Genomic DNA, 10506 nt, shown 5'->3' with positions numbered 1-10506 from the left:
TCTGGACGTTGTGAGACCCCCCAGCGCCCGTCCACTCCCAGGTGACCGTCGTCCCTTCGTCCACCCAGACGAGCGTCGGGTCGAACGCGAGGCCGTTGCTGCCGGCGCCGACCGAGATGGTCACCTCGTCTTGTCCGCGGGCGTCGGTGTACGAGCCCACGTTCCCGTCGGCCGCCCCGCTCGGCCAGTCGGGCTGTACCTCCTGTGCGGCCGCCGTTCCGGTCGCGCCGGCGGAGGCCGCGACGGCGGCGGTCGCGCCGCCGGCCGTCCGCACGAAGTCCCGCCTTTTCATACAGTTTCACTCAGGACGGGGTCCGCTTAAACCCACCGACTGAAACCGCCGACGTGGCGGAGTTTGCGGGGCCTGAGACCGCCGATATCGACGGATTATCAGTTTCGGTCGGGCTCGGTTACGTCGGCGTCCTCGTCGGTTCTCCCGCCGGCCTCGTCGGTCACGACGCCGTCCTCGACGGGGACGAACTCGGGCCGCTTCTTCGCCTCGCGGAGCGCGCGTAGCCGGTCCCGGTACTCCTCCGAGCGGAACCGGTCGGAGAGCCGCGCGTTCGCCACCATCGCGAACAGGAAGGCCCCGACGAGGAGGAAGACGATACCCATCGCCGGCGCGACGATGGTGTCGAGGTCGGTCACGGCGGTCGCGCCGAGCAGCGCGACGCCGGCGAGCACCTGTACCGCGGCGACCGCCTGCATCACGACGTTGCCGAACTCGCCGGACCCCTCCGGAACGCTGTCCGGGTGCGGGAGCGACCAGTTCGCCGGCGGCTCGGGCACCTCGTACGAGTCCATCGCCGCGAGCGCGACGACCGGCTCGATGTCCCGGAGCACCGTCCCCTCGCCGCGCACCTCGCCCGTGGGACGGATGATCGCGTAGCCCTCGTCGGAGTAGACGAGGATGCGCTCCTCGCCGTCCTCTCGGACGCGCTCCAAGACGCCGAACACGTCGCGGGTCGCGATCCGCGACTTCAGTTCGGCGTCGACCCGGTCGAGGAGTTCGTCGCCGGTGATCCACGTGTCCGGGTCGAAGGCGGCGTCCCACTCCTCGGCGCTCATCTGCGCCATGTCCGACGGCCCGAACTCGTCGAAGTCGTACTCGGATTCGACGCGCTCGCGGAGGGCCTCGATGTCGGTCTCGCCCTCCCGGGTCCCCTCGTCGGTCCCGTCTCCGGAGGGGTCCCCGGCGTCGGTCTCGTCCCCGGAAGGACCCCCGGCGTCGGCCGGGGTGCCGTTCTCCTCGGCCTCCGAAGCAGGGGTTTCCGGGCCGTCGGACGCCGGATCTGCCGGCTCCTCCGGCGGCGACTCCGACTCCGACCGCGTCGAGGTGTCCTCCATCACCTCGGCGGTACGTGCTCCTGACGCTAACTGTTTTCGTCCGCGTCCGGCCGGGGGGCCCCGTCGCCGGACGCGGATCGCGGGGCTTTACGCGCCGGAGCACGAACCGATCGTATGGTCGACGAGTCGGTCATCGCGGCGCTTGCCGGGATGTCCGTGACGGCGAGCCTGCCGTTCCTGTTGTACGGCGCTTGGATCATGATCGACACGGAGACGGTGTCGTGGAACGTGTTGATGCGGCACCTGCGGTACATCGTCGCCGGTCTGCTGCTCACGACCGTCCCCCTCGTCGGGTGGATGATCCCGCGCGTCCTCGACCAGGTGAGCGGGCTGGCGATCGTCCACGCGTTCTTCGGCGTTCAGGCGTACGCCCTGCTGGCGTTCGCGCTCACCGGGATCGTGCGGATCTTCCAGGCGAAGCGGAACGCGGACGCCTACGAGGACCCCAGCGTGGACATCGACGAGCTCCACGAGGACATGAGCCACTGGCGGAAGCGGCTCCGGGCCGGCGTCGCGGGGTTCATGCTGCTGTGGCTGTGCGCGTGGGTTACCGGCCTCTACCGCCTTATCACGCTCCACTTCGGCTCGCTGTTCTGAGCGCGACGCGCCTCGTGCGGCCGACGTCGAAACGGGTCACCGTGGGACCGACATCGAGCGGGCCCCCGCGTGGCCGTCGTCGGAACGGGTCTTCCCGACCGACAGCTTCAATCCGGGGTTGTCCCTACCAGTGGTATCGTGGCAGTCACCTTCGACCTCTTCGGGACCCTCGTCGACGTCGAGTACCCGTCCGATCCGGCGGAAGCGGTCGCGCGCGAACTGGAGTCCCGCGACGTGGCGGTCCCGGACGACTGGCACGTCGCGTACGGCGAACGGCACGTCGAGGCGCCGGCCGGCGCGGAGGTCCCGCTCCCCGCGCACGTCGCCCGCGCGCTCGACTCCCGCGGCGTCGACGCGGATCAGAACGTCGCCAGACACGCCGTGATCGCGGCGTTCGACCCGGACGTGACCCGACGCGACGGCGCGCTCGACGCGGTTCAGGGGGCGGGCGAGCGCGGGCCGGTCGGACTGCTCTCGAACTGCGCGGTCCCCGAGCTGGTCCCCCGAACGCTGATCCGCGCCGGGCTCCGCGGGGAGTTCGACGCGGTCACGACGAGCGTCGGCTGCGGCTGGCGCAAGCCCCACCCGTCGGCGTTCGAGGCCGCCGCGGAGGCGCTCGGGGCCTCGACGACCGCGCTCGTCCACGTCGGCGACGACGCGGAGGTCGACGGAGGGATCGTCGCCGCCGGCGGGCGCTTCGTCGACGTGACGGAGACGCCGCTGTCGGAGGTCGTCGTCGAGCTCGAAGCGGAGTAGGAGCGGGGTTCGGCGGGGGCGAGCGGGTCACTCGAACCCGCGGTCGGCCAGCCGCGCGCGCCACGCCCCCTCGACCCGTCCCTCGGTCACCAGTTTCTCGACGTGCGCGGCGACCGTCGCCAGCGCGAGGTCCCGCACGCCGGAGAGGTCCTTCTCGTAAGCGCCGTCGACGACGGCGTCGAGGTCGGCCGCGCCGCCGTCGATCGCGGCGATCACGTCGCGTTCGCGGGCGATTCGATGTTCGATCAGCCGCCGGCAGGTCGCCGCCGGGTCGTCGATCGCCGGGCCGTGTCCCGGGAGCAGTCGGTCGTAGCCGGCGTCGCGAACCCGTTCGAGGCTCGCGAGGTACGCGGCGAGGTCGCCCTCGGGCGCGGCGACGGCGACGCTCCCCTCTGCGACCGCGAGGTCGCCACAGCACAGCACGGCGCGCGACGATCGTTCCGGCGGTCCGCCGGCCTCCGGCCCGCCGGCCGCGAACGCGACGTGATCGGGCGCGTGCCCCGGCGTGTCGACCGCGCGGACCGCGGTGTCCGCGACCGTCTCTCCGGGCGCGACCGTCTCGTCGGGGGCGATCCCGGCCGCCGCCGCGAAGCGGTCGGCGTGGCCCTCGCGGGCGACGACGGTCGCGCCCGTCAGCGCGGCGTAGTCGGCGACCGCGCCGACGTGGTCCGGGTGGGCGTGGGTGACCGCGATCGCCTCGACGGACGGGGCGGCGAGCGCGTCGGCGGGGCCGCCCGACGGGGACGACCCCCGCTCCGCCACCGCGGCGTCGAGCGCGTCGGTCCGGGCCGCCGGGTCGACGAGGAGCCCGTCGAGGACGTAGGCGTTCGTAGTCCCGTCGGGGGCGCGCGTGTCGACGGGGACTTCGACCCTGGTGACCACGGGGTCGTCGAGGCGGTCGGCGTCGCCGGGGTCGTCTGCGGACACCGCTCAGTCCCCGCGACCGAGCGACGACCGGGCGGCCGGGCCGGGCCCGGAGCCGGGGCGGTCGCGGCCCGGGATCGGCACGTCGGTGTCGCCGGCGATCGCGTACGCCGCGAGGTCCGCGACGCCCGCGTCGACCGCATCGACCGACTCGTAGGGGCGGCCGACCACGACGTCGCCGGCCGTGTTCCGATTGATCCCCGGTATCGCCGTCAGCTCGTCCATCGAGGCCGAATTGACGTCGAGCGGATACGGGACGCCGGTCACGGAGCGATAGCCGTGGTCGGTGATCGCCACGTCGATCGCCGTGCCGAGTTCGCGCTCGCCCGGCACCGCGACGAGGAGCGCGTAGGTCCCGAGCTGGCGGCCGAACGTCTTGCCGTCCTGGTGGTACTCGAGGTGGAGGTCGGGCAGGACCGTCCCCGGCGGGACGACGCGGTCGAGCATCGGATTGTCGATCGTCTCGCGGACCTCCCGCTTGTACGCCTGGAACTGGTCTTTGTGTTCCTGTGCGATGTCCGCGCCCGTCTCGGACATCTCCGTCCCGGCGAACGCCATCACCTGCCGGATGTTGATCCGGCGGAGCATCAGCCCCTCGTCGTACACCGTCTGGAGGAACCGCTTGTTGTGCTCGTACGTCTCCGGGCGCTCGCCGGTCAGCCCGTGGACGAGGTTGATCCCGGGGAGCAGCTTCGGCAGCCGCGGCGAGGCGTCAGGGCCGGTCGAGGGACCGGTGACGCGACCCGCGTCACCGGGCGTCGTCTCGGGGGCGTCGCCCGGGCGCCAGCCGCCCTCCTCGTTGACGACGCGGACGGCCGCTAAACACTCCTCGGCGGTGACGAGCAGGTTGTTCTCCTCCTGGACGACCGGGTCGGCGGATTCGAGCCCGAACGCCGCCGTGTCGCCGGGGGTGTTGTGCTCCGCGATGACGCGGATCGCCTCCCGCGACGCCTCCGGGTAGTCGGTGATCGTCACCGGGTTCATGTTGTCGAGGTGGAGCGTCCGGAGGTCGGGCGCGACCTCGCGGATCCCGCCGTACAGCTCCCGCAAGGCGTCCGGGTTCGGCGCCTCGCCGTCGCCGCCGAACGCGAGGATGTCGGCCTGCCGACCGAGCCGGAAGTGCCTGACCCCGCGGTCCGAGAGCGCGTCGACCTCGTCGACGACGGACCGCGCCGCGCGGAACGCCGGGTCGCCGTACAGGGGTTCCGTACAGAACGAGCAGCGGTACGCGCAGCCGCGCGAGGTCTCCATCTCGCAGATGAGGTAGTCGGGGTGGTTCGGGTGCTGCTCGACGACGAACGCCCCCTGCCGGGCCCAGCGGTCGACCTCCTCGTTCGTCCGCATCCGGTTGCCGTACCCCTCTAACCCCTCGCGGACGAGGTCGTGGGCCGCGGCCTCGACGTCGCCCATCGCGACGAAGTCGTAGTCGAGGTCGTCGCGCTGCGTCTCCTGTGCGCCCGCGTTCTCCTCGCCGACGCCGAAGCGCACGGGGCCGCCGAGCAGGGTCACGCCGTCGGCGGTCCAGCCGAGCTCGCGCACCTCGTCCGGCTCCGCGGGCGTGCCGCCGACGTAGCTCCCGGGCACCGTCATGCCGCCGACGTACACCATGAGGTCCGCCTCGGCCACGTCGGCGTGTTTCGACCGGTCGTCGCGGAGTTCGTCGATGGTGTGGTAGGTGATCCGGGACTCCGGGACGCCGGCGTCGACGAGCGCGCCGGCCGTGTACCGGGGGTACGTCGAGAGGTACGGCGGGACGCCGAAGTGGGCCGGCTCGTCGACGTACCCGTCGACGATGGTGACGGAGAGGTCGTTCGGGTCGGCCGGGAGCGACCCCCGAGCCGACGCGGGCGAATCGGTCATGTTACCGTCCGTAGTCGGCCGAAAGGGGAAAAGCGTGCGGAACGGCGGAGCGGACGGGAGAGGCGGCGGGCGGACCGACCGCGGCGGGCGGTCGCTTATGTCGGAACGGCCGAAACCGTCACCCGTGCCCTCCGAGACGCCGGCTCGCCGGCGGCGTATCGTACAGCTCCTCGTGACCGGCGCGGTCTGCGTCTTCGCCGCGGGTCAGTTCCGCGCCGCCGACCCGCGTCCGTGGGGCGCCGCGGCCGCGTGGGCGGTCGGCACCGCCCTGCTCGTCGGACCGCCCGCGTGGCTCGCGCGGGACCGGCTCCCGCCGGACCGGTACGAGACGCTGGCGTCCGTCGCAGCGGGCGCGGCGGTCCTCGTCGCGATCGTCTGGCTCGGCGTCGCGCTGGCGTTCGCGCCGAGCCTGTTCCCGTACGGGCCGGGGTTCGCCGCCGGCGTCGCATCCGGGGTCCTCCTCGCGCTGCTCGCGGAGCGGACCGTCGTTCCGGAGCGCATGCGCGGCGCGGGGCTCTGACCGGCCCGTCGCGCGGAGCGCCGATCGCCGTCGCGTTTCGGGCCCCCGAGTCGCCGCCGCCACGCCGTTTAAGCCCTCGCCGGCACTACGACCGTATATGCCATCGACGATGGAGGTCAAGTGCGTCAGCGACGACTGCGAGCTGGACATGTTCGAGAACCACTACACGTACGACGTGCCCGACGACCACGCGGTCGAGGACCTCTCGTGTCCGTACTGCGGGGGGAGCAACCTCGTCGAAATCGAGGTGTGAGCCCGTGAGCCGACTCGTCGAGACCGGTCGGTCGGCGCTCCGGAACGCCCTCGAACGCGTCGGCCGCGGGTGGGGCCGCGTCCAGGAGCGCCGCCCGCTCTCGTCCGACCTCCTCGAGAGCGACGACGCGTACCTCGTCGTCTTCGACGCCCCGGGCGTCCGCGGCGAGGACGTCGACGTCACCTTCCTCGACCGCACCGTCGAAGTGAGCCTCGAACGCTTCCGCGACTTCTACGACGGCTACGACCTCGTCTTCCCCGGCCGCGGCGTCTCGCTGTCCGGGAGCGTCGACCTCCCGCGCGACGCCGACGTGACGCCCGAGGGCGCGAACGCGACGCTCACGCGCAACGGCACGCTCCACGTCGAGATCCCCAAACGCGGCGGGTCGAGCGACGTCGACGTGGTCGAGGAAGACGACTGACCGCGCCCGTCGGGCCCCCGCTCCGCCCGGCTACTCCCCCTCGGTCCGGTTCGACAGCGACATCCCCTCCGCGATCTCGAACGCCTCGTCGCCGTCGAACCGCGCCGGGTCGAACGCGCCGATCCACGGCGAGTCCGGCGCGTCGGACGCGACGCCCGCGAGCGACGCCAGCACGCCCTCGGCCACGGTCTCGCCGATCGCGGGCGCTCGCATGAACCCGTGGCCCTGCCAGCCGGCGGCGACGAATAGGGAGGGGGCAGGAGCGCCGATCGAGTCGCGGCCCGCGGTCTCGTCCGCGTCCACCGGCCCGACGAGCGGGTCGCCGTCGGGCGTCGCGGTACAGAGTCCGGCCCACGACCGCGAGACGTCTGCGTCGGGATCGATTTGCTCGGTTCGACCGTCGCGACCGAGCCGCTCGTCGAGGACGGCCGCGACGTCCTCGCGGAACCAGTCGTCCGCCTCGCGCCGGTAGCCGTCGGGGTCGGCCGGCACCGGCTCCGTGCCGTCGCCCGCGAGCAGCCCGTCCGGGTGCGGGCGGAGGTACGCGTCCGCGGTGGCGTCGTAGACCATCGGGCCGTCGTAGGGCTCGGGGCAGACGAGCGCCTGGACGCGGTAGGGAACGACCGGGACCGAGACGCCGGCGTCCGCGAGCAGCGACCGCGTGTGCGCCCCGGCCGCGACGACGACCGCGTCGAACGCGCGCGTTTCGGCCCCCGAATTCCCGTCGGCGCCGGCGTCGCGGCCCCGGATCTCGCGCCCCGCGTCGGTCCGCGGGCCGAGCGCGACCGGCGTCTCCGTCTCGACCGCGACGCCCTCGCGGGCGGCCCGGCGGCCGAGGACGCGGACGTAGCTCGGCGGGTCGGTCCACCCCGCCCCCTCCGCGACCGCGGCGACGGCGAGGTCGTCGGTCCGGAGCGCGGGGAACCGCTCGCCGAGCGCGTCGGGGTCGACGAGCGACACCTCGCGGCCGTGAGCGCGCATGCGCTCGACCATCGCCGGGACGGCGTCGGCGTCGGGGTCGCCCTCGCGGACCGCGATCACGTACGGGCAGGGCGAGAACGAGAAGCCGGGCAGCGACCGGTCGAACGCGCGGAACCGCTCCAGCGCGCGGGCGCCGACGGCGGCGTCGACGTCCTCGGCGTAGGCGTCGTAGAGGACGCCCGCCGCGCGCCCGGAGCTCCCGGCCGCCAACTCGTCGCGCTCGTACAGCGTCACGTCGGCGCCGCGGGCCGCGAGGTCGTGAGCCGCCGTGACGCCGACCGCGCCGCCGCCGACGACCGCGACGGTCGGCGCGGACTCGCCTTCCTCGGTCATGGGTCGGGACACGCGAGCGACGACGAAAAGCCACCGGGACGATCGTAGTTCTTTATAAACAGATGCGGCGGCGCGTGCCTGCGAGCGGCCGGAGCGAAGCGGAGGCCGCGAGGAGTCCGCGCGAGGTCGCCGGCGCTACGCGCCGCCAGAGGGACCTTCGGTCCCTCGCTAGACGCGGCGAACGCGAGCGGCGCAGCCGCGACGCGTGAGCCGCGAGGCTGGGGAGGCGTGAGGTGCGGTCGCTGTGCGGGGCGGGGTGGGACTCAAAGGGCCGGCCTCCCGGCTGGGGCTTTGGCGGCGTTCACCGCCGATCTACCAGCAGCGACTTATAAGCAAGCGGCTGGGGCTCTGGCGGTATCGGCCGTCGGCCAATCGTCGCTCAGTTATAACCATCGAACGCAAAGTCCGATAGCCGACCGTTCGTCCGACGGGTGACACGCGTGTCCCCGCCCACGTTATATGGGCCGAAGCCCAACTATGGTGTATGAATCAGCTCGTGAACGGCGAGTGGCGCACGGACACCTACGAGGCGACCGACGAGGAGGGCGCCTTCCAGCGGGGCGAGACCACCTTCCGGAACTGGGTCGCGGGCAGCGACGTGCCCGACCACGTCGACGCGGAGCCGGACGAGCGGTTCCAGCCGGAGGCCGGCCGGTACCACCTGTACGTCTCGTACGCCTGCCCGTGGGCGCACCGCACGCTGCTGGCGCGGTCGCTGCTCGGCCTCGAAGACGCCATCGGCGTCTCGGTCGTCGACCCGTACCGCGACGAGGACGGCTGGCAGTTCACCCCGGAGAAGGAGGGCTGTACCCCCGACCACCTCCACGACAGCGACTACCTCCGCGAGCTGTACGTCGAGGCCGACCCCGACGCCACCTGCCGGGTGACCGTCCCCGTGCTGTGGGACAAAGAGGAGGAGACCATCGTCAACAACGAGTCACGCGAGGTCCTCCGAACCCTCTCGACCGCGTTCACCGGCCTCGGTAACGGCGTCTCGCTGCTGCCCGACGCGGACGACGACGCGACCGTCGCGGAGGTCGACGAGGTCATCACCGACATCTACGAACCGATCAACAACGGCGTCTACCGCGCCGGGTTCGCGACCTCCCAGAGCGCCTACGACGAGGCGATTGACGACCTGTTCGACGCGCTCGACCGGTACGACGAGCGGCTCGCCGATCAGCGATACCTCGTCGGCGACGCGCTCACTGAGGCGGACATCTGTATGTTCACCACGCTGATCCGCTTCGACCAGGTGTACCACACCCACTTCATGTGTAACCGGAAGTTCATCCACCAGTACGACAACCTCTGGCCGTACCTTCGCGACCTCTATCAGACCGAGGGCGTCGCGGAGACGGTGAACATGGAGCACATCAAGGAGCACTACTACACCACGCACCCGGACGTGACTCCCTCGGGCATCGTCGCGCGCGGCCCCGACCTCGACTTCGAGGCCCCCCACGACCGCGAGCGGCTCGGCGGCGAGGCGCCGACGCCGACCGCGGACGACTGAGCGGCGGACGACGGACCGCGCTCGGACCGCCTACCCCTCCATTCCGCCGAACGAGAGGCCGTCCTCGACGGAGCGCTGGGCCGCGAAGTAGACGATCGCGACCGGCAGCGCGAACAGGTTCGCGAACGCCGCGAAGCGAGTCCACGGCGTCGAGAACCGCCCCTCGGTCGCGATGTTGTACAGCTCCACCGACAGCGGGTAGTTCTCGGGGCGCAGCAGCGTCTGCGCGATGATGAACTCGTTCCAGCCGGCGAGCCAGACGAAGATCAGGACGACGGCGAGCCCCGGCTTCGTCAGCGGGAGGATCACCTCCCGGATCGTGTCGAAGAAGCTCGCGCCGTCGACCATCGCCGCCTCCTCGTAGGAGACGGGGATGTTGTCCATGTACGTCTTCAGTAGCCACGTGTTGAACGGGATCGCCGACGCGGCGTAGAACAGTCCGAGAACGAACAGGTTGTTCGTGAGCCCGTAGCTGCTGAACAGCGAGTACAGCGCCACGAGCGTCGCGATCGACAGCCCGGCGCCGATCTGCGTGAACAGCACGTAGCCGTAGAGGATGCGCTTGCGGCCGACGAACTTCCGGCGCGAGAACGCGTACGCGGCCGGGACGATCATCCCGAACCCGGCCGCGAGCGTCACGCTGACGATGTAGAGGCTGTTGAACACCGCGCCGGGACCGGTCTCGGTGCCGGCCCACCGGAAGCTCACGAGCCCGCCGCTCCCGCCGAGAACGAGCTGGGGGTACCCCCAGTCGCCGTCGACGAAGAAGAAGTCGGACTCGAAGATCACCCACCGGTACGCGCCGAGGTTGTACGTCGACGGGTCCGGGAAGATGCCGCTGGTAGTGAACAGCCGCGTCCCCTCGGCCAGCGACGCCGCGAAGATCCAGAACAGCGGGAACAGCAGCACCAGCACCATCGCGAGGCCGAACAGCGTCATCAGGACGCTCTTCGCGACGTCCCATGGGGTGCGCTTCCCGGTGCGGAGGTCGTAGATCG

At 71.9% G+C, this 10506-nt stretch carries 11 protein-coding genes and 1 pseudogene; 6 read left to right on the top strand and 6 right to left on the bottom strand.

All coding sequences use genetic code 11. From position 1 onward, the window contains the following. Window positions 1-292: pseudogene (locus EXE42_RS14700) on the bottom strand (halocyanin); the annotation flags it as partial. Between the two features lie 98 nt (window positions 293-390). Beyond that, window positions 391-1347: a hypothetical protein gene (locus EXE42_RS14695; protein ID WP_137706817.1), complete on the bottom strand. Its 957-nt coding sequence runs from the start codon at window positions 1345-1347 to the stop codon at window positions 391-393. A 114-nt stretch (window positions 1348-1461) separates the two neighbouring features. On the opposite strand from EXE42_RS14695, the gene EXE42_RS14690 reads away from it, so the two are divergent. Both EXE42_RS14690 and EXE42_RS14685 read left to right on the top strand, forming a co-directional pair. Then, on the top strand, window positions 1462-1944 hold the full coding sequence (locus EXE42_RS14690) for a hypothetical protein (protein ID WP_092921109.1): 483 nt from the start codon (window positions 1462-1464) through the stop codon (window positions 1942-1944). Between the two features lie 138 nt (window positions 1945-2082). Further along, window positions 2083-2700 (top strand): HAD family hydrolase, encoded by a 618-nt coding sequence (locus tag EXE42_RS14685; protein WP_092921108.1) that lies wholly within the window; start codon window positions 2083-2085, stop codon window positions 2698-2700. Between the two features lie 27 nt (window positions 2701-2727). On the opposite strand, the gene EXE42_RS14680 is transcribed toward EXE42_RS14685, so the two are convergent. Beyond that, window positions 2728-3627 (bottom strand): MBL fold metallo-hydrolase, encoded by a 900-nt coding sequence (locus EXE42_RS14680; RefSeq protein ID WP_137706816.1) that lies wholly within the window; start codon window positions 3625-3627, stop codon window positions 2728-2730. A gap of 3 nt (window positions 3628-3630) precedes the next feature. Continuing rightward, window positions 3631-5484: a radical SAM protein gene (locus EXE42_RS14675; RefSeq protein WP_137706815.1), complete on the bottom strand. Its 1854-nt coding sequence runs from the start codon at window positions 5482-5484 to the stop codon at window positions 3631-3633. Between the two features lie 124 nt (window positions 5485-5608). Here EXE42_RS14675 and EXE42_RS14670 point away from each other — a divergent pair, with 124 nt between their 5' ends. The 3 genes from EXE42_RS14670 to EXE42_RS14665 all read left to right on the top strand — a co-directional run bounded on the left by EXE42_RS14670 (window position 5609) and on the right by EXE42_RS14665 (window position 6678). Beyond that, entirely contained in the window at window positions 5609-6004 is a 396-nt protein-coding gene (locus tag EXE42_RS14670) for a hypothetical protein (RefSeq protein ID WP_137706814.1), read from the top strand. 97 nt (window positions 6005-6101) lie between these two features. Continuing rightward, complete coding sequence (locus EXE42_RS19410) at window positions 6102-6257, top strand: hypothetical protein (protein ID WP_167603372.1); 156 nt, start codon at window positions 6102-6104, stop codon at window positions 6255-6257. Window positions 6258-6261: 4 nt separating this feature from the next. After that, the gene (locus EXE42_RS14665; RefSeq protein ID WP_092921104.1) at window positions 6262-6678 is read left to right on the top strand and encodes an Hsp20/alpha crystallin family protein; all 417 of its coding nucleotides are present in this window, start codon (window positions 6262-6264) and stop codon (window positions 6676-6678) included. 30 nt (window positions 6679-6708) lie between these two features. Here the strand turns inward: EXE42_RS14665 and EXE42_RS14660 are convergent, their stop codons facing one another. Beyond that, entirely contained in the window at window positions 6709-7992 is a 1284-nt protein-coding gene (locus EXE42_RS14660; RefSeq protein ID WP_137706813.1) for an FAD-binding oxidoreductase, read from the bottom strand. 484 nt (window positions 7993-8476) lie between these two features. Between EXE42_RS14660 and EXE42_RS14655 the strand changes: the two genes are divergently transcribed. Beyond that, complete coding sequence (locus EXE42_RS14655) at window positions 8477-9508, top strand: glutathione S-transferase family protein (RefSeq protein WP_092921102.1); 1032 nt, start codon at window positions 8477-8479, stop codon at window positions 9506-9508. Window positions 9509-9538: 30 nt separating this feature from the next. On the opposite strand, the gene EXE42_RS14650 is transcribed toward EXE42_RS14655, so the two are convergent. After that, window positions 9539-10504 (bottom strand): sugar ABC transporter permease, encoded by a 966-nt coding sequence (locus tag EXE42_RS14650; RefSeq protein WP_137706812.1) that lies wholly within the window; start codon window positions 10502-10504, stop codon window positions 9539-9541. Window positions 10505-10506 lie beyond the last annotated feature (2 nt).

It is taken from the genome of Halorubrum sp. SP3 (assembly GCF_005435195.1).
Lineage (GTDB): Archaea > Halobacteriota > Halobacteria > Halobacteriales > Haloferacaceae > Halorubrum > Halorubrum sodomense.
Note: the sequence above shows the minus strand (reverse complement) of the source record. Positions and strands in the feature narration are given on the sequence as shown.